General features: G+C 40.4%; 16 protein-coding genes and 1 riboswitch. Of the genes, 11 read left to right on the top strand and 5 right to left on the bottom strand.

Going from position 1 to position 20,600, the window contains the following annotated elements; genetic code table 11:
* Nucleotides 1–29: 29 nt before the first annotated feature.
* The 4 genes from G8782_RS15010 to G8782_RS14995 form a co-directional block, all read right to left on the bottom strand.
* Nucleotides 30–1,523, bottom strand: coding sequence for a glycine betaine uptake BCCT transporter (locus G8782_RS15010; RefSeq protein ID WP_172372665.1), 1,494 nt, complete (start codon nt 1,521–1,523; stop codon nt 30–32).
* A 100-nt stretch (nt 1,524–1,623) separates the two neighbouring features.
* Entirely contained in the window at nt 1,624–1,854 is a 231-nt protein-coding gene (locus G8782_RS15005; RefSeq protein ID WP_172372663.1) for an excisionase family DNA-binding protein, read from the bottom strand.
* Between the two features lie 69 nt (nt 1,855–1,923).
* A complete protein-coding gene (locus G8782_RS15000; RefSeq protein WP_172372661.1) occupies nt 1,924–2,424 on the bottom strand; it encodes a QueT transporter family protein in 501 nt (166 codons plus the stop codon).
* Between the two features lie 7 nt (nt 2,425–2,431).
* A riboswitch (PreQ1 riboswitch) is annotated at nt 2,432–2,476 on the bottom strand.
* Nucleotides 2,477–2,714: 238 nt separating this feature from the next.
* Nucleotides 2,715–4,427, bottom strand: coding sequence for a sigma-54 interaction domain-containing protein (locus G8782_RS14995; protein ID WP_172372659.1), 1,713 nt, complete (start codon nt 4,425–4,427; stop codon nt 2,715–2,717).
* A gap of 372 nt (nt 4,428–4,799) precedes the next feature.
* Here G8782_RS14995 and hutU point away from each other — a divergent pair, with 372 nt between their 5' ends.
* The 6 genes from hutU to hutH all read left to right on the top strand — a co-directional run bounded on the left by hutU (nt 4,800) and on the right by hutH (nt 13,521).
* A complete protein-coding gene (hutU, locus tag G8782_RS14990) occupies nt 4,800–6,521 on the top strand; it encodes a urocanate hydratase (protein ID WP_172372657.1) in 1,722 nt (573 codons plus the stop codon).
* Between the two features lie 105 nt (nt 6,522–6,626).
* Nucleotides 6,627–7,976: a YjiH family protein gene (locus tag G8782_RS14985; protein WP_172372655.1), complete on the top strand. Its 1,350-nt coding sequence runs from the start codon at nt 6,627–6,629 to the stop codon at nt 7,974–7,976.
* Between the two features lie 36 nt (nt 7,977–8,012).
* Entirely contained in the window at nt 8,013–9,263 is a 1,251-nt protein-coding gene (gene hutI / locus G8782_RS14980) for an imidazolonepropionase (RefSeq protein WP_172372653.1), read from the top strand.
* Nucleotides 9,264–9,299: 36 nt separating this feature from the next.
* Nucleotides 9,300–10,469: a M20/M25/M40 family metallo-hydrolase gene (locus G8782_RS14975; RefSeq protein ID WP_172372651.1), complete on the top strand. Its 1,170-nt coding sequence runs from the start codon at nt 9,300–9,302 to the stop codon at nt 10,467–10,469.
* A gap of 134 nt (nt 10,470–10,603) precedes the next feature.
* Nucleotides 10,604–11,944, top strand: coding sequence for a Na+/H+ antiporter family protein (locus G8782_RS14970; protein ID WP_172372649.1), 1,341 nt, complete (start codon nt 10,604–10,606; stop codon nt 11,942–11,944).
* Nucleotides 11,945–11,985: 41 nt separating this feature from the next.
* Nucleotides 11,986–13,521 carry a histidine ammonia-lyase gene (gene hutH / locus G8782_RS14965; RefSeq protein WP_172372647.1) on the top strand — a complete coding sequence of 512 codons (1,536 nt, stop codon included), beginning with the start codon at nt 11,986–11,988 and terminating at the stop codon, nt 13,519–13,521.
* A 157-nt stretch (nt 13,522–13,678) separates the two neighbouring features.
* On the opposite strand, the gene G8782_RS14960 is transcribed toward hutH, so the two are convergent.
* Nucleotides 13,679–15,037: a sigma-54 interaction domain-containing protein gene (locus G8782_RS14960; RefSeq protein ID WP_172372881.1), complete on the bottom strand. Its 1,359-nt coding sequence runs from the start codon at nt 15,035–15,037 to the stop codon at nt 13,679–13,681.
* Nucleotides 15,038–15,472: 435 nt separating this feature from the next.
* Between G8782_RS14960 and G8782_RS14955 the strand changes: the two genes are divergently transcribed.
* From G8782_RS14955 to G8782_RS14935, 5 genes are all read left to right on the top strand, one after another.
* A complete protein-coding gene (locus tag G8782_RS14955; RefSeq protein WP_172372645.1) occupies nt 15,473–16,516 on the top strand; it encodes an NAD(P)/FAD-dependent oxidoreductase in 1,044 nt (347 codons plus the stop codon).
* Between the two features lie 78 nt (nt 16,517–16,594).
* Entirely contained in the window at nt 16,595–16,843 is a 249-nt protein-coding gene (locus G8782_RS14950; protein ID WP_172372643.1) for a ferredoxin, read from the top strand.
* 73 nt (nt 16,844–16,916) lie between these two features.
* Nucleotides 16,917–18,008 (top strand): aromatic ring-hydroxylating oxygenase subunit alpha, encoded by a 1,092-nt coding sequence (locus G8782_RS14945; RefSeq protein WP_172372641.1) that lies wholly within the window; start codon nt 16,917–16,919, stop codon nt 18,006–18,008.
* The gene (locus G8782_RS14940) at nt 18,001–19,452 is read left to right on the top strand and encodes an aldehyde dehydrogenase family protein (protein ID WP_172372639.1); all 1,452 of its coding nucleotides are present in this window, start codon (nt 18,001–18,003) and stop codon (nt 19,450–19,452) included. Before G8782_RS14945 ends, G8782_RS14940 begins: the two co-directional genes overlap by 8 nt.
* Nucleotides 19,453–19,463: 11 nt before the next feature.
* Nucleotides 19,464–20,546: a tartrate dehydrogenase gene (locus G8782_RS14935; protein WP_216667897.1), complete on the top strand. Its 1,083-nt coding sequence runs from the start codon at nt 19,464–19,466 to the stop codon at nt 20,544–20,546.
* Nucleotides 20,547–20,600: the final 54 nt, after the last annotated feature.

The following is a 20,600-nucleotide window of genomic DNA, read 5'->3' as shown; positions in this document are numbered from 1 at the left end:
CATTTTAAAACCAAATGTAAGTCGTTTTTTTATTTTCTTCTCTTGATTAGTAGCATTTCGGCTTTGAGCCCTTTAATTAACGAGAAAACCATCAGTAATATAATGAACGAGAATGGCAATGCTGCAATAATTATGGTGTTTTGCAAAGCAGTTAATCCATTCACTGACAATAAGATGACAGCAATCGTCGACTGGATGATTCCCCAACCGAGTTTCACTATATTTGGCGGAGTTAACGAGCCATATGTTGATTGCATACCGAGAACGAATGTCGCAGAGTCTGCCGATGTGATAAAGAATGAAGCGATTAACAAGACCGCTACGATTGATAATACCCACGGCCAAGGCATTTCGCTAAACATCACAAAAACTGTTAGTTCTGTCGATGAACTGGCTAGATCGCGAACACCGTTCATTTGCATATTAACGGCGGTTGTTCCGAATGTCGCCAACCAGAACGATCCTAGAATTGTTGGCGCGAGTAGAACGCCTATTAAAAATTCTCGAATTGTACGTCCTTTTGATACACGGGCGATAAACATACTAACGAACGGTGCCCAAGCAATCCACCAAGCCCAATAGAATATCGTCCAACCATTAAGCCATTCTCGATTTCCTTCATCAAGAGGCGCTGTCCGAAAACTCATTTCTACAAGGTTTGCTAAGTAACCGCCAAACGAATCCGTAAACATATTCAAAATTAGCAATGTCGGTCCCAGAACAAGGACGAATAATAGTAGAACAACTGCTAAAATGAGATTCATATTTGACAAGTATTTAATTCCGCGACTGAGTCCTGACCAAGCGGATGAAACGAACAGGACAGTAACGATTGCAATAATAATGAGCTGGGGTATAATTCCGATTTCCACACCGAATAGATAATTCAAGCCGGCATTAATTTGAACAGCACCGAAGCCGAGGGAAGTAGCGACCCCGAATGTTGTAGCGAAAACGGCAAGAACATCGACGAGAACCCCCCATGGACCTTCCATCTTTTTACCGAAAATCGGCTTCAATGTTGCTGAAATTAAACCCGGTTCCCCTTTACGGAACTGAAAAAATGCTAGGGATAAGGCAACGATGGCGTACATAGCCCAAACATGGAATCCCCAATGGAAAAATGATTGCCGTAAACCTTCTTTAAATGCAGCTGCTGTGTTTGGATCCTCTGTGGCTGGACTTATAGCGTAGTGTGACAATGGCTCCGCAGCCCCGTAGAAGACAAGACCGATACCCATACCGGCAGAAAACAACATGGCAATCCAAGTGACCGTCGAAAATTGTGGTCGATCGGAATCTCTACCAAGTCGGATTTTCCCATATGGACTTAAAATAATAAATACGCATAGCGCTACCATGAACGACATGAGCACCATATAATACCAACCAAACGTCGACGCAACAAAATCCTTAACGTTCGTTGTAACAGCTTCAAAGCTATCTGGTGCAAATGCGCCGTATCCAACCGCCAATATGATCAGCGCGATTGTTATGTAAAATACATTTGATATTTTCCTCATAGTTCCTCCTATAGAAATACGGATTAGACATAGTTTCCAACTATATCATATTCATTATTAAATACAACCGCTGTGGTGGTGAACCATTCAAAAAACGTATTTAATCCTCATCTTTTATATCACGATCCGGCGGAAGTGGTTCGTTCTTCCAATCCTCGATTTGCTGTTTTAATTTTTCCAGCTGTTTGAAATAAAGTCCGAATTGATCTTTATTAATAAGAAATTGTTCGCCGTCATGAATTGCCCGTATTCTACCCTCTAAGACGTATTTTTGCACTTGTTCGATAGGCATTCCTAAATAATCAGCTGTTTCTTGAATAGTTATGTACATTTGAAAATCCCTCCTTACTAAAATACCCACCTTTTCAATTGAATAAACTGAAAGGGTGGGTATTAAAGATTAAATAAGTTTCTTGAAATTCAATCGCTTGTCCAAAGCATGCATGATTGGTATTCCAATCGTCATAATAATGAATTCACCAAGCGCAAGAATCAGGTACACTGATAGAAACGGAATTCCGTTGTAATCAGGAATATCCGCAAAAATCTTAAGTTGATAGGCGATGATAATCATTAAAACTGTAAAAGCTGCAGTGTTAATGAACATTCGTTTAATTACGCCTTTAATGAATTTCGCTGAAAGTATCGTTATAGATAGCGCCAGCAATGAATGAAACACTCCAAAAAGGACATCAACTAGGATTGGTGAGAAAAGAAAATTGGCGACAAAAACGCCGATAAGTATCCCGAAAATATACTTCTTATTGAAGACAACGAGATGATTGAATATCTCTGAAACTCGAAATTGAACGAGCATAAATCCAAAAGGGGCAATCAAAAATGTAACAGCAACATACAAAGCGGCAATAACGCCACTCGTTGCCATAGTTCTAACGTTCATGATTCATTTCTCCTTAGTTTTTTTTCGTGGGATGGTTACGAACCACGTAGTCTTATAGCATAACCTTATCTATTATACACATTTTGCAGAAGATGTGCGGAGTAATCATTATGAAAAACACCCAAGAAGTGGTAGCTGAAAGTTTCCTCTAAGGCGTCCTATTGCTTTTCTTGTAATAAAGACAGATTAGAAGGTTTTAACTTTAATTTGCTACCTTTCAATGAATGTACGTTAATAGGAAGGCATTGCTATTTGAGTTATAAACTTCCCTTCTGTGCTTTTATATTTATTTAAATGGTCGGTCTTTCAAGCTCATGTTTTTTAATGTGATACTGCAGGCTTTGCCGGGTGATGCCGAGTTTTCTTGCGGCCAGTGAAACGTTCCAGTTAGTCTGATTCAACGTTGTTTCAATAAAATGTTTCTCTGAGTTTTTGAAGATTTTCTTAAGGGGTCTTTGAATCACGTCCTCCTGAGTTGGTGTATCAGTGGAATGCTTAGTAATTATTTTTCCCCGCATATACGAGGGGAGATGTTCCACTTCAATTGCTTCAGCATTTTCGGGTACTCGAATAACTAAGTTTTCGATTAAATGTTCAAGTTCACGTATATTTCCTGGCCAAGGATATCTGAGTAAGTTTTTTTGTAGCGTCTCGGAAAACTCCGGCACTTCTTTGGCTAACTTTGTTTGATACGTTTTAAGAAAGTAATTAATAAAAAAGTGGACATCTTCTGTACGCTCCCTTAGAGGGGGAATGTGGAGACTTGTATGTGCAATTCTATAAAATAAGTCAATTCTCATTTTCCCATCAGCAATTAGTTTTTCAGGGTCTTCGTTGGATGCACTAATAACCGTACAATTTACAGGTGTTACCTCATTAGAACCTACTTTTCGAACAAGTCGCTCCTGTAATACGCGCATTAACTTCGATTGTAATGTGATGGGCATAGAGTTAATCTCATCCAAAAAGAGTGTTCCGTCTTGTGCGAATTCAAAGAGACCTATTTGATCCGTTGCGCCAGTGAATGCCCCTTTTACTGTTCCAAACAATGTGCTTTCTAACAAGTTTTCTGGGATTGCTGCACAGTTGATCGCAACAAATGGTTTATTGGCCCTGGGACTATGATTATGCATACTTTGCGCAAATAGCTCTTTACCTGTTCCGGTCTCCCCAATGATTAAAGTATCCGCGTTATACATAGAAACATTTTGTGCTTCCTCTATTAGTTCTTTAAGAACTAGGCTTTTACCTTTAATATCTTTAAAGGTAAAAACCGTTCCATTCTTTGTAGCAACTTCTTCTTGATCGGTATTATTTGCTTGTCTTTTTAGCTCAATCGTTTGATGAAGACGATTTTTAAGTTTAGATTCATTTGTACTTATCGAGAAGACGGAAATGGTCTTTCCATCTTTTTGAATTGGAAATGTACTATAATTCACGTATCTAGGTACGCCGTTAACCGTGGAGTGTGCCCGATATCTTGAGAAAATTGGTTTCCCCGTTTTAAATATATGCTTGTGCTCAGAGTATTGCGGATTGTAGTTATAAGCTTCCCATAAGTGTTTGCCGAGAATGTCTTGGCTATTTAAGCCTTCCATCTTTTCCTGTGCGCTATTATATAAAGTAATTTTACCTTCAGCGTTGCTCATCACTATGCCTTCATCGAGGGAGTCAATTATTTTTTCCAAACTATAAAGGCGTGTCGCTGTATTCGCCGATTCAAGTTCCGAATCTTTTAGGCAAAGAAAAATGTATTTACAATCAGCAGAAAACACCTTGACCTCTATAGAAATAAATTTTTCATTTATGACGAGTGGAAAGATTTCGTCGTTTGTAAAACTTGAATCATTGAAATTTAAAAGACTAGAGATCGTAGTTTTTTTTGTAATTTCCAATGGAATCTTTACATCAATATCATGCCAGACAATTTCATGCTGTTCATTTAAAGCGATAACGCCGTCTACAAAACTTCTTATGATAGATCCAATTGACTTAGCAAACATAGTATTCTTCTCACTTTCACTTATCAATTTTTACTAGTGTAACATATACAGAACAATTCGAATAGACTGCATGATTAATTTATCTGCACCTTGTAGAAGGCTTTAGATGGTGTGGCTATGGGCATTCTCATTTTGAAGTGATGATTTACCGAGTAGTTGTAATAATTTTATCTGCGGTAATTGATTAATAAATAGATCGAAATCAAACTAGAAGCTAATAGGAAGGAGGTAGAAAACTCAGACAAATATCGACAATAAGCAGTTTCTACATATAAAACCAGATTATCTTTCCGAATTAAAGAAACTTGGCATGGTAATTGCAATATAGAGTAGTGAGAAACACAAATTATATTATATTAGGAGGAATTATTCATGACAGCACCAGAAATTTTATATTCAGTAAAAGCACAAAGAGGCGACACACTCCGTTGTAAAGGTTGGAGACAAGAGACGATTCTAAGAATGCTAGAAAACAATATGGAAAACGCGGAAAAACCGGAAGAGCTTGTCATTTACGGCGGAATCGGTAAAGCGGCACGAAACTGGGAATCGTATCATGCGATTGTCAAGTCGTTAAAAGAACTCGAAGATGATGAAACACTCGTTGTACAATCCGGAATGCCGGTAGCGGTTTTCAAAACACATAAATATGCACCGACTGTTGTCATGGCAACGACAAACATTATGAAAGCCGATTGGCCGACGTTTTATGACCTACAAGATAAAAACTTAACGATTTATGCAAACTATACAGCAGCACCTTGGGAATATATTGGAACGCAAGGGGTTATTCAAGGAACGTTTGAAACGCTCTCCGCGATTGCTCGTCTACATTATGATGATAAACTTGTTGGTAAAATTCTACTCACTGCGGGTGCAGGCGGTATGGGTGGAAACCAAACACGCGCGATGACTATGCACGGTGGTGTTGCGATTCTCTGTGACTCGAACGTAGATATTATTAATCGACGCATTGATAAAGGATTTATTGACGTCCTTGCAGGTTCGTTAGATGAAGCAATTGAAATGGCGCAAAAAGCAGCGAAAGAAGGCAAGCCACTTGGCGTTGCGGTTGTTGGAAACGCTGCTGACATTTTCGAAGCGGTTCTTGAAAGCGATTTCATGCCGGATATTACAACTTCGATGACGCCTGCACATGACCCGATTTCATACTTGCCATCTGGTTATACAGTGGATGAAGCAGAAGCACTGCGTGATTCAGACCGTGATCTGTATCTAGAAAAAGCACGTTCGACGATGATTCGCGAATTAGAAGCACTGATTAAATTTATGGATCTAGGTGTTCACTCATTTGAATATGGGACAAGTCACCGTAAAGAATGTGTTGATGCGGGTATGGATAAAGTCGAAGCAACACGTCTACCAGGCTTCGTCGCTGAATACATTCGCCCGTTATTTTGTGAAGGTCGCGGACCATTCCGTTGGGTCTGCATGTCAGGTGAAGCAGAAGACTTACGCAAAATTGACGATATGATTTTGAAGAAATTCAGTGAAGACGAGCTTGTCACACGTTGGATTAAACTTGCGAAAGAACATATTCCAATTGAAGGGTTGCCGGCTCGTATTTGTTATATGGGCTTCGGTCAACGTAAAGCATTCGCACTTGAAGTGAACGACATGATTAAACGCGGAGAATTAGCAGGACCGGTTGCGTTCTCACGTGACAACTTAGACTCTGGTTCAATCGTGAACCCAACATTCGAATCAGAAAATATGAAAGATGGCAGTGATTTAATTTCTGACTGGCCGATGTTGAACGGTCTTCTAAACGCAGTTGGTATGTGTGATTTAATCGCAATCCAGGCGAACTACTCGATGGGTGAAGCGGTTCATACAGGCGTAACAATGGTTGCGGATGGAACAGAAGAAGCGAATATGAGACTTGAAGTTGCGATGACAGTCGATTCGGGAATTGGTGTCGTCCGTCACGCACAAGCGGGGTATGAAACTGCGGTAGATGTCGCAAATGGTAAAGGGAAACTAACAGATGAAAGCATTCAAATTCCACTTTGGTGGACACCGGAAGCGACATTTGGTCCGAAAGATCTGAAGAAAAACAAAGTGCAAGTGTAACGAGCAATAAGAAATAAGAGATTAAGTATAGGGGGAGAAGTTTTGCACGTAGAGAACTCTCCTTTTCTCTTTTAATAGTCTACCAAAATTCGTGGGGTGGAAACTTTGAACGAAATTCAGGAGTCACCAGAGACTAATCTTCTTGCTAAGGAAAAGGACCAGAATATTTACTCGTTACGTAATGTATTTAAGTTCGTTTTTTTTAGTGCTATTGGGATTTTCATGTTTTTCATTCCCATTGAATTAGGTGGGAGGAGTTCAATCCCGTTAGACCATTTAGTTACATGGATGCGGACATCCGCGGGCGCTGCCGCTGCTTATTATGCGATGGCTATTGTCCTATTGGGAGCAGCATATCCAATTTACACCAAAACTTGGAATAAAAATAAAGTTGAAATGGCGTTGTCCGGATTTAAAATATTAGGGGCGATTGCCGCATTTCTTGTTTTATTTGAAATCGGTCCAGCATGGTTAATGGCTGAAGACATGGGGCCTTATTGGTATTACAGTCTGCTCATTCCAATTGGGGTTCTCGTTCCGATAGGGGCGGTTTTTTTAGCGCTGCTCGTTGGATATGGATTGCTTGAGTTTATTGGGATTTTCATGCAGCCAATTATGCGACCGCTTTGGCGAACACCGGGGCGATCGGCTATTGATGCCGTTGCATCTTTTGTAGGTAGTTATTCAATCGGGTTATTGATTACTAACCGTATTTATAAAGAGGGGAAATATACAAAAAAAGAAGCGACCATTATTGCGACAGGTTTTTCTACCGTTTCAGCGACATTTATGATTGTTGTAGCGAATACGTTAGACCTTATGCATATATGGAATCTATATTTCTGGCTTACATTTTTAGTTACATTCATTGTGACAGCGATTACAGTGAGGATTTACCCCATTAATAAAATGAGTGATAATTACTATACAGAAGTCGGGTTTCCGGAGGAAGTTATTAAGGGAAAACGCATTAGACATGCATGGAAAGAAGCGATGGCTACGGCCCAGAATGCACCAACGTTAATGGAGAATATAGGTGGAAACGTTAAGGATGGATTAGTGATGGCGATGGGTATTTTACCATCGATTATGTCAATCGGATTATTTGGTTTGATTCTAGCTAACCATACGCCAGTATTCGATTACCTTGCTTACATTTTCTATCCGTTAACATGGATTCTACAAATCCCAGAACCACTTCTTGCAGCAAAAGCAGCCGCAATAAACTTGATCGACATGTTTTTGCCTTCGTTAATCGTCTTGGAAGCAAGTTTACACACGCGCTTTATTATTGGTTCACTGTCAATTTCGACAATTTTATTCTTTTCTGCGTTGATCCCTTGTATTCTTTCTACGGAAATACCAATCAAGATGAGTCATATTCTGTCAATCTGGTTTATAAGAACTGTTTTATCATTAATCATTATGACGCCACTTGCATTTTTAATCATTTAAAGTAAGGAAAACTTGTTACATTGGAGGTTTGTAATAATGGTTGAAATAAAAATGAAAACTAAAATTGATTTACTCATTAGTAATGTTGCTGAAGCGGTTACGAATACAGGTGAAGGCGCGGCGGGTATTGCCGTTGTAACAAATGCTTGGATTGCGATTAAAGATGAAACAATTGTTGGAGTCGGTTCCGAAGAAGAAATTAACGCTAATTTTGACACGAGTAAATCGAAAATCATTGACGCGACTGGAAAAGTTGTTGCACCAGGATTTGTTGATTCACATACACATTTAGTTTTCAATGGCACGCGAGTTGAAGAATACGCGGTTAAGGTAACTGGAAATGATCCTAAGAAATTGAAAGAACTCGGCATTACAACAGGTCCTAATCGGACCATCGAATTAACACGCGACGCTTCAGCAGAAGAGTTATTTCAGCAAGCGAAGGAAAGAATGTTGACGATGCTGGATTATGGCATTACGACAATTGAAAGTAAAAGCGGCTACGGTTTGACGACGGAAAGTGAAATCAAAATCCTTGAAGTCGGCAGAAGACTTGGAGAAGAAACGCCAGTTGACGTAGTAAATACTTTTCTTGGTGCGCACGGATTTCCAGATGGTATGTCAAAAAGTGAATACCTTGACATCATTATTAATGATATGATTCCAAAAGTCGGGGAACTCAAACTTGCAGAATTTTGTGATGCATGGTGTGATGACGGTTATTTCACAGCTGAAGAGTCGAAACAAATTTTAACGGCTGGATTGGAGTATGGAATGAAACCGAAATTACATGCGGATGCGTATTCATACATTGGCGGTTCCGACTTGGCAGTAGAAATGGATATGGTGTCTGTAGATCATATGAATTATACACCTGTTGAAGTTATGGAAAAGCTTGCAAAGTCAGACGTTATCGCTGTATTAATGCCCGCGTTGGACTTTGCTGTTGGTCATAAAAAGCCTTTCGATGCGCGAAAAATGCTCGATTTAGGCGTCAAAGTCGCGCTTGCAACTGATCTTTGTCCTGCAAGTTATACACAATCCATGCAATTTGTTATTAATCTTGCATGTCGCTTATATGAATTCTCGGTAGAAGAAGCAATTAAAGCTGCTACGTATGGCGGTGCACAAGCGCTCGATTTAGATGATCGTGGCGTGATTGAAGCAGGGAAATTGGCGGACTTGCAAATATGGGATATTCCGTCATATGCGCATATTGCATATGAGTTTGGTACAAATGTTGTTGAAACAGTTATTAAGAATGGAAAAGTCGTTGTAAGCCGTTAATGTTGGATGGGAAATAGAAAAATGGAGGAATTTATAATGACAAAAAATCAAGTTTCTATTACTGCCGCTGAACAAGTAAATGAGGAACGCTTACTCGATTTATTTCTTGAACTCGCAAAAATAAATGGGCCAAGTACAAAAGAACAACTCGTAGCTGATTATTTAATGAAAGTATTACCTGAACTTGGTTTCACACTGGAGTTTGATGAAGCACATAAAAATTTCGACGGAGAAGTTGGTAATTTAATTGCTTGGCGTGAAGGAACAGATTCAACGATTCCACCGCTGTTTTTCTCGACACATATGGATACAGTGCTGCCAACTGAAGGGCTGAAACCAGTTATTAAAGATGGCGTCATCTACTCGGATGGTACAACTATCCTTGGCGCCGACGACAGGGCGGCATTAGCGTCATATTTGGAAGCAATTAGGGCGCTGATTGAAAGCGGGGTTCCACACGGACCGATAGAATTTATTTTAACGGTTAATGAGCAACCCGGACTTGTTGGTGCAACGTATATGGATTACAGCAAAGCCAAAAGTAAAACAGGTTATATTTTCGACAGTAGTGGAGATGTTGGTCAAATTATTTTGAAAGGACCATACAGCAGCCGAATCTGGATGGAGGTCGGGGGTAATGCCGCACATATTGCACTTAATGCGGAAGAAGGAAATAGCGCGTTTTTAATAGCAGCCGAGGGATTATTGAACATGAAACTTGGGACAATTGATGAAGAGACAATTGCTAACATCGGTGTTATTGAAGGCGGAGAATTGACATCGATAATACCAGGCGCTATAACAGTCGGTGGAGAAGTTCGCAGTTTTTCGAAAGAGAAATTAGATAAACAATTGGAACGAATGGCGAAAGCAATGAAAGACGCCGCCGATAAAAACGGTGGAAGAGTGACTGTGAAATTCGAAAAGAAATACAGTGGATTTGATATCCCAAGAGATCATATCTTAACAAAAACTGTTGAAAAAGCATCCAATAATATAAAAGTTAAACCATATTTAACAGAAACATTAGGCGGCGCAGATACGAATGTGTTAAATGAAAATGGTTTGACATGTATTACACTAGGAAATGGATTTCAGAACATTCACTCATTTAGAGAGTTCATTAGCGTGGAGAACCTAATAAACACAGGCAGATTAACGGCAGCGCTTATTGAACAATGGTATGAAAACCACAAACAAGCATAATTATTGGGAATATAAATAGCGCTGCATGGCGGTAACCAAATTAAGACGGGAAAAGTTGTCTTTAATGAATCTTAATTCGATGTATATTCCATGATAAGTAATAAAAATCTATCCAAACACAAAGGAGATTTTCTATGCTAACAAACCCAGTATTAATTTCTGTCATTGTATTGACGATTTTGAGTTTGGCGAGGGTACATGTTATTTTTGCATTGTTAATGGCGGCAGTTGTCGCTGGTCTGGTAGCAAATTTAACATTAACAGAAACGGTTTCTACTTTTATTGGCGGCATGGGTGGACAATCAGAAACGGCCTTAAGTTATATTTTACTTGGGGTTTTTGCAGCAATGATTGCATTATCGGGAATTACAAAGATTTTAATAGATAAGTTACTTGCTATGAAAAAGACTAGTAAAATTGTGCTATTGCTAATGATTGCGGGACTTACTTGCTTGTCAGGGAACTTAATTCCCGTTCACATTGCTTTTATTCCAATCTTGATTCCACCGTTATTACTTTTCTTTAACTATTTGAAGCTTGATAGAAGGGCTGTGGCGTGTGCGTTAACATTTGGATTGAAAATGCCGTACATTTTAATTCCAGCAGGTTATGGGCTTATTTTCCATGGGATTATTGTAGGCGAAATGACAGCGAGCGGAATGCCGGTTTCTCTTTCTCAGATTCCAGTGGCAATGGCAATTCCAGCCGTGGGAATGTTTGTTGGCTTATTTATTGCGGTCTTTATCACATATCGTAAGCCGCGTGATTACGACGGTGGACTGGGGCAGGAAGAAAAAATAACATTTTCAAGTGCTTTAGCCGAGATGAGCGCAACCAGTGGTAGCGCTAAACGAAAGTTTGAAGCAAGAGATCTTATTACGTTATTTGCCATTGTAGTCACACTTGTAGCCCAAATCTGGGCAGGTTCGCTTGTCGTTGGCGCCATGAGTGGTATTATCGTTATGTTTGTCGGTCGAATTGTTACATTAAAAGACGGAGACGTTGTCGTTCAAGACGGTGTGAAACTAATGGGGGCAATTGCCTTTGTTATGCTTATCGCATCAGGCTACGCAACAATCCTAAAAGAAACAGGAGCGGTCATAGAATTAGTAACTGCCGTTGATTCTGTTATTGGCGATAATAAACTATTGGGTGCTATAGTATTGCTAACAATTGGACTTTTAGTAACGATGGGAATTGGTACATCATTTGGAACAATTCCCATTTTGGCGGCAGTATTTGTTCCGTTATGTATCTTAATGGGCTTTAGTCCGCTGGCCACGATTGCTTTGCTCGGAACAGCAGGTGCTTTGGGAGATGCGGGTTCACCTGCGTCGGATAGTACACTTGGACCAACGTCTGGACTAAATGCAGATGGCAAACATAATCATATTTGGGATACATGTGTGCCAACATTCCTACATTACAATATTCCATTATTTATCTTTGGAATAGCGGCAGCGATGATTCTATAAGACGATTTCAAGTTCTTAAAAGGTAGAAGGAGTGGGCATATATGAAAAGTGGAAAGTTATTGGATCGGATTGAAGTAGAAGCTAAAGAAGTTGAGCTGGATGGGCTTACATTGGATAGACGTAAAATAGATAGTGTTGTTTATGGCAATGCAAAAGTGGTCGTGCCTGAAGCAGCCTTAGTACGGGTTCGGGCAAGTCGTGATCGAATTAAAAAGCAACTGAATGACGGAAAAGTAATCTATGGTGTGAACACGGGATTTGGTAAATTAAGTGATATTGAAATTGAAAAAGACGATATCGCTAAATTACAATTAAATCTACTGCGTGCAGATGCTGTAGGGGTTGGAGATCCATTGCCAAGATCAGTTGTCAGGGCGATGATGGTGCTACGCGCCAATGCACTTGCCAAAGGATTTTCCGGAATTAGAGAAGATACACTTCAATTGTTAGTTGAAATGATTAATAAAGGTATTCACCCAGTTGTTCCTAGTAAAGGTTCAGTTGGTGCAAGTGGTGATTTGGCGCCGCTTGCTCACGTTGCAATTGTCTTAATTGGTGAAGGAAAAGCGGAATACGAGGGAGAAGTTATTTCGGGCGGAGAAGCTTTGAACCGGGCGGGTTTAGAACCGGTTGTATTAGAGGCAAAAGAAGGTCTTGCTTTAATTAACGGAACTCAGGCAATGACTGGGGTAGGAGTAGTTGCGCTGAATGAGGCTGAACGTGTTGGATTAGCTGCAGATATGGCGGCGTGTTTAACGATGGAAGCACTGCAAGGAATCATTACAGCATTTGATAGTGACTTATTAGCTGTCCGTCCGCATCCTGAAATGGAATTTGTCGCTTCGCGAATGAGAAATTGGTTAGAAGGCAGCAAAAGGATTACGCATCAAGGGGAAATTCGAATGCAGGATGCTTATTCCATTCGATGTATACCGCAAGTACATGGAGCATCTTGGCAAGCATTTAATTATGCAGAGGATAGACTAAAAGTTGAAATTAACTCAGCAACGGACAATCCAATTATTTTAGAAAATGGAGAAATTATCTCGGGTGGACATTTCCACGGTCAACCGATTGCTTTAGCGATGGACTTTTTGAAAGTTGGTGCAGCAGAGTGGGCAAATATTTCCGAACGAAGAACGGAACGACTTGTCAATCCACAACTCAGCGGTTTGTCACCTTTCTTAGCGACAGATCCGGGATTAGAATGTGGTTTGATGGTCGTCCAATATGCAGCAGCTGCACTCGTTTCAGAAAACAAAGTATTAGCACACCCGGCAAGCGTTGACTCAATTCCAACATCCGCAAACCAAGAAGACCATGTAAGTATGGGAACAATTGGCGCGCGTCAAGCAAGGGAGATTATCCATAACAGTGCCCGGGTGATTGCGATTGAACTGATTTGCGCCTCACAAGCGATTTATTTGGAACAAGCAGAAAACCAACTAGCGCCAGCAACAAAGAGCTATCTGGAAAAAGTGAGGGAAATATGTCCGCCATTGGAAGGCGATCGTGCAATTTCAGATCAAATGGAGGAACTGGCGCAATTTGTTTTACGCGAAGATGTTTTACGATAAAGGCACAAAATTATCAAGCCTATCAGCTTGTATGCTGATAGAAGACAGGACGTCCTGTAGTTAACGCTACCGCGCCGATCCCGAAAACTTGAAAAAGTTCAGCCAATGATTCTCTGGCTGAACTTTTTCTTTTCATTCTTTACCTATCTTGGTTCGCTCATTTTTCTTGAACGATATCCTGGCAATGTTCCCGAATTAACCTGGATGCCCGGGATTGGCTAATATCAAGGTCTTTGGCGACTCCGCGGGAAGATGGATTGTTACGATAAGATCTTCTGACCAGCATCCGGGCGGCATTTTCCAAAGCGTCGTCCAAGGAATTTGGATGAACTAGTTGAGGGATTTCCTTAACTTGTTCAAGGATTACTTGGGGTAAGTCATCTATTTGAATAACAGAACCACCAATGATGACTAACCGTTCGATCAAGTTTTCTAGTTGGCGTATATTGCCGGGCCAAGAATAGTAATACAGTGCATCTAAACAACCCGGGGAGACGACTTTATTTGTATTGTATTTTTCATTGAATTTATTTAAAAAACTGTATGTGAGCGGAATGATATCTTCTTTACGCTCCCGCAACGGAGGCATATGGATATCAATTACGTTTAATCGGTAAAATAAATCCTCGCGGAAACTTTTATTTTCAACCATTTCGAGTAAATTCTGATTCGTGGCCGCGATAATCCGAATGTCTACTGTTTTACTTTCGCTGCTCCCAATCGGGATAAATCGCTTATCCTGAATAACTTGTAGTACTTTCGCTTGTAGAGATAAAGCTAACTCTCCAATCTCATCTAGAAAAATTGTTCCATTATTTGCAGCTTCTAACAATCCAGATTTACCTGTTTTGTTTGCTCCTGTAAATGCGCCACCGGAGTAACCAAACAGTTCTGATTCCAATAAATCTTCGGGAATTGCAGCGCAATTGACAGTTAAGAAAGGGCCATCTTTTCTATTGCTAATTTGATGTAAATAATAAGCGAGTACGCCTTTGCCTGTTCCTGATTCGCCTTGAATCAGGATTGTGGAATCGGTGGGTGCCACCTTATTGCAAAAGTCTATAATATTGCCGACCTTGCGGCTATTTGTAATGAATTTGCTGTGGGGTTCATCTTGATGTGCTATTTCTTCTTCAGTGTTTTTTTTCTCAATGAGCCTCTTAAAGCTATTGAGCTCAGTAGAGGTGATGACAACAAATTCAATTTCTTGCTCGTCATTAAGAATCGGGATGGCTGAAGTTAATAATTCAGCGCCGATATAGGTTTGTTGTTTCAAGTGGACGGGCTCTTTCCGCTCAAAAACCTCAGGTACGATTGATGGTTTCCAATATCCTTTTTCATATAGGTCGTTATTATATTTTCCCAAGATCTCATCTTGTTTTAAGCCATAATGTTTTTCACAATTCCTGTTCACATAAACAATCTGCCTTTCACCATCAAGAACATATATCTCATCCGAAGAATAGTCCAGAATCCTCAAAATCGATTCTAAGGTTATTTCAACTTTCTTCTCCATTGGACTGTTTCTCACAAATAAACCTTCCTTTCTATTTTGAGTAGTGAGTTAATTTTGAATAAAACCGTTTTTATTTTGAGTCAATTATGATTCAGAACAACTTCTTGGCATACATTATTTTTTAAAACTTGCCTAGAACTCACTGTTTTTAAAAGTTGGCACGGGACTTGCATTATATATAAGTGACGAGGCGGAAAAACGTCTAGCACTAATTCTAGCATTAATAATAGACTAAGGAAACCTAGACTAGCAGGCTTGCAGGGTATTCAAATAGCCTACTTAAATCCTGAGTGCTGTCATGTTGATTATATAAGAAAGAGGTGAGTGTTGTTAAGGCGGAAAATGGACAAAGTGGAAGTTATTTGGACTGACCGCATGTGTTCGTTTAATTGGAACATCAAGTAAAACATACACGAGTATTCTGGAGGAATGAATATGGATAAATCTGAAGTATTTGACATAACGGTTATCGGTGGCGGACCTGTAGGTTTATTTACCGCTTTTTATGCTGGTATGCGTCAAGCATCGGTAAAAGTCATCGAAAGCCTCCCTCAATTAGGTGGGCAGTTAACAGCACTGTATCCTGAAAAGCATATTTACGACATTGCTGGATTTCCTAAAATTGGAGCGCAAGAGCTCATTGATAATTTAACGGAACAAATGAATCAATTTGAATCTACCATCTGTCTTGGACAGTCTGTAGAAACTGTTGAAAAAGAAGAAAACGGCGTATTTAAATTAACGACAAATAAAGAAACACATTATACAAAAACAATTATTATTACCGCAGGCAATGGAGCTTTCCAACCTCGAAAAATGAATGTTGAAGGTGAAGAGAAATTTGTAGATAAAAACCTTCATTATTTTGTTACTAATCTAAATGAATTTGCGGGGAAAAATGTTGTGTTATTCGGTGGAGGGGATTCAGCGGTTGATTGGGCGTTAATGCTCGAGCCGATTGCAAAAAAAGTTAGGCTCATTCATCGAAGAGACAAATTCCGTGCTCATGAGCATAGTGTGGAGTTGTTAAAGCAATCTACAGTCGAAGTATTAACACCTTACGTACCGGTAGAATTAGTAGGTGACGAAAAGATTGAAAAAGTAATTGTTAAGGAAGCGAAGGGTGACGGATTACTTGAACTTGAAGTAGACGATGTACTTGTCAATTATGGATTTGTTTCTTCACTTGGGCCTATTAATAATTGGGGACTCGAGATTGAAAAGAATTCCATTGTCGTAAATTCCAAAATGGAAACGAATATTGAAGGGATTTATGCGACTGGAGACATTTGCACATATGAAGGCAAAGTGAAGTTAATTGCCACTGGCTTCGGCGAGTCGCCTATCGCTGTCAGTAACGCGAAAGTGTATATAGATCCGACTGTAAGGGTGCAAGCCCCTCACAGTACGACTGTAATGGGTGATAGAGAAAAAGAGCAGAAGAAAGAAAAAGTAAAATCAACCGCCGGTGCAGTATGACAGGGAAGAATTGAACAGCATTCTTCCTTGGAAATCGAAAAGAAGAGTGGATCAGCACCTAGATGAGGAGGAGTCAAGATGGGCAAATATACGATGGTTGATCAGGATACATGTATCGCTTGTGGTACTTGCGGGGCAACTGCACCTGATCTGTTTGACTATGATGATGAAGGAATTGCCTTTGCAGTCCTTGATGACAATGAAGGAATTACAGAGGTGTCGGAGGATTTGTCAGATGACTTGGAGGATGCTTACGAAAGTTGTCCAACTGGCTCAATCAAAGTGGCAGAGCAACCTTTTGGCTGTAAGAATGTTGCTGCTAGTTGAAAAGTGTTGAAAACCGTATAGGATTTCTTAGTTTAATTTTAAAAAATAATGATAAATTTGGGGGAGAATAAAAATGGTTTACAAAACAGTAATGAATGCAACGGAGAAAACATTTGAAAGAACATTGACGTATGACAAGTACACAGATCCAAAAGTATTGGAAAAGGAAATGGAGTTGGTTTTCTCGAAGTCATGGCAACTCGTAGGACATGTAAGCCAGGTAGAAAAAGCAGGTGCTTTCTTTACGGCTGATGTCGCGAATGAGCCAATTATTGTAATCAGAGGCACGGATGAAGTACTTCGCGCATTTTATAATGTTTGTCCGCACCGCGCAACGAAGCTTGAAAGAAATGATTCAGGTCAAAAGAAAATTTTGCAATGCATGTATCACGGCTGGACATTCAAAACAGATGGAGCATTAAACAGAGCGCCGAACTTTCGCGGTGAAGATGCAGCTTGCGTACAAGACGCTTGTCTAAGACCTGTACGAATGGAAGTACAAGAGTCCTTGATTTTTGTTAACATTGATGATGACGCGACGCCGCTAGCCGAGTCGTATGGCGATTTTTTCGACAGGTTGAGCCAGTTTGAGTTCTTGAGCGAATTGAAACGAACTCATAGAAAATCACGTGTTATTAAGGCGAATTGGAAAGCGTATATCGATAACTATTTGGAATGCGACCATTGTCATATCGCGCATCCGAGTTTTGTGGACACGCTTGATATGAAAGATTATCAAATTACGATGTGTGAAAATTATTCCATTCAAGGAACGGTTGTTAAAGCTGACAAGCAATACGGAGAGGTAGACTTAAACGAAGCGGAAATGAAAGGCGGCACCTTCTTTTGGCTCTGGCCGAATCTGATGTTGACGATTTACCCGGGTCCAGGGAATATGGCATCCATCGAAATGATTCCGATTGATCACGAAACGACGTTGGCTGTTTATACATACTATTTCCGTGAGGATAGTTTGGAGGACTTGAGCCAAGACGAAATAGATTTAATGACGTTTGCCGAGCAGGTTCGGGCTGAAGATATAGAACTTGTTGAACTTGAGCAAATCGGGTTCCGTTCCCGTGCGTTCAACAAAGGGCATTACGCTTCTTCGGAACAAGCAATTGTACAATTTCATGAAATGGTATTGGAGGCTCTCGATGAGTAAAGTAGCGAATGAAGTAAAAGTGGAGAAAAAGTATTTAATCATTAATGGGGAACGGGTAGGGGCAGATCATTATGCCCCCCTGTACGCTCCTTATTCGGAAGAGAAAATTGCAGAGATTGCGATGGCGAATGAAGACTTAACGAAACAAGCAATTCAGGCTGCATATGAAGCGCGGCAACGAATTGGCGATATGCCAGCGCATGAGCGAGCAGAAATTTTAGAAAAGGTTGTCGAATTGTTAAAAGAGAAAGCGGAAGAGGCAGCGACGATTGTTTCACTTGAATCTGCTAAACCTATTATGTTTGCGAAAGCGGAAGTTGCAAGAACAATTGAAACGTATAAGTTTGCAGCTGAAGAGGCTAAAAGAATTCACGGTGAAATGATTCCTTTTGATGCCGCAACTGGCGGTGTTGGCCGAATTGGTTATACGTTAAGAGAACCGATTGGCGTCATTGGAGCCATTACTCCGTTCAACTTTCCATTGAATCTTGTTGCACATAAAGTAGGTCCTGCGATTGCGGCGGGAAATACAATTGTTTTAAAACCTGCATCGCAAACACCTCTTTCAGCTCTCTTTATTGCTGAGATTTTTGCAGAAGCGGGTCTTCCAGCGGGTGTCTTAAACGTTGTGACTGGGTCGGGTCGCATTGTTGGAGAAACGATCGTAGCAGATGACCGAGTCAATATGATAACATTTACAGGAAGTCCAAGTGTCGGGATTGGCATTAATAACAAATCAGGATTGAAAAAGACAACGTTAGAATTAGGGTCGAACTCGGCACTGATTATTGATAAAGATGTAGAAATCGATGAGATTATTGAACGTTGTACGATGGGTGCATTTTCTAACCAGGGCCAAGTGTGTATTTCTTTACAGCGGATTTATGCCCATGAAGATGTGTATGAAGAGTTTATCACTAAATTTGTAGAAGCGACAAAACAGTTAAAGCTGGGTGACCCACTTAATCCGGATACTTATGTATCTTCCCTCATTGCAAAAGAAGAATTAGATAGAACGCTTAGTTGGATCGAGGAAACAAAGCAAGGTCAAGCAGAGATTCTCGCGGGTGGCAAGGTACAGGGGAATGTGCTTGAACCGACAATTATTGCGAATGCGGCTTCTGACCTGAAAGTTTCATGCCAAGAAGTTTTCGCTCCACTCGTCATTGTGAACAAAGTTAAGTCGATAGAGGAAGCGATAGAGCAGGTGAATGATTCGCGCTTTGGTCTTCAAGCTGGTATTTATACGAATCACGTTAAAAACGCTCTGTATGCGTCAAAAAATCTGCAAGTCGGCGGCGTTATTATTAATGATGTTCCAACGTTTAGAGTCGACCAAATGCCATATGGAGGCGTAAAAGACAGTGGGACGGGCCGGGAAGGTATTAAATATGCCGTGGAAGATATGACGGAATTAAAGCTGGTCGTCTGGAATCAAGGGTAAAGGGGATTATCATGAAAAAGTATAAAATTGCGGTTATCGCAGGCGATGGCATTGGGCCTGAAGTGATTGATGAAGGTGTCAAGGTATTAAATAAGGTTGCCGCGCTGGCCGGTAATTTTGAATTTGACTTTACGTATTTTCCATGGGGATGTGAGTTTTATAGTGAACATGGGAAAATGATGGCAGACGACGGGATGGAACTGCTAAAAGCATTTGACGCAATATATTTAGGAGCTGTAGGCTTCCCGGGCGTTCCAGACCACATTTCATTATGGGATTTATTATTAATTATCCGTAAAGAATTCGACCAATACGTCAATATTCGTCCAGTCAAGCTACTAGAAGGCGCCCATTGTCCATTATCAGAAGTAAATCGCGAAGACATTGATATGTTGTTTATCCGGGAAAATACGGAAGGAGAATATTCCGGCGCAGGGGACTGGTTATTCAAAGGGAAAGAAAATGAAGTCGTGCTACAAAATGGCGTGTTTTCTAGAAAAGGAACGGAAAGAATCATCCGTTATGCATTTGAAACCGCGAAAAAGCAAGGGCGCAGCTTAACGAGCATTAGTAAAGCAAACGCATTAAACTATTCGATGGTTTTCTGGGATCAAGTATTTGAAGAAGTGAGTAAAGAGTATCCTGAAGTGGAAACGTCGTCTTATCTCGTGGATGCGGCCGCGATGCTCATGATTTCAGATCCTAAGCGATTTGAAGTTGTCGTGACGTCTAATTTGTTTGGAGATATATTAACAGATGTAGGCGCAGCAATTGCGGGGGGAATTGGTTTAGCTGCAGGCGCGAATATAAACCCTGAACGAGAGTTTCCTTCAATGTTCGAGCCTGTACACGGCTCTGCACCTGATATTGCTGGACAGGGGATAGGGAATCCGCTTGCATCAATCTGGTCAGCGAGTCAAATGCTCGATCATTTTGGCTATGAGCAATATGGTAAAATGATTATTGACGCGATCGAACAGCTTTTAATAGAAGGGCATACACTGACCCCCGATATGAGAGGTTCAGCTTCAACATCCGAAGTGGGAGATCGACTCATTGATATTATCGCTACTTCCCAAACATTGAACGTATAAGGAAATTTAATCGGTGTTATTCCCATAACGCCGATTAAATTTTAAAAGTACTTG

The sequence above is a fragment of the Sporosarcina jiandibaonis genome (genome assembly GCF_013184495.1).
GTDB classification, from domain to species: domain Bacteria; phylum Bacillota; class Bacilli; order Bacillales_A; family Planococcaceae; genus Sporosarcina; species Sporosarcina jiandibaonis.
Note: the sequence above shows the minus strand (reverse complement) of the source record. Positions and strands in the feature narration are given on the sequence as shown.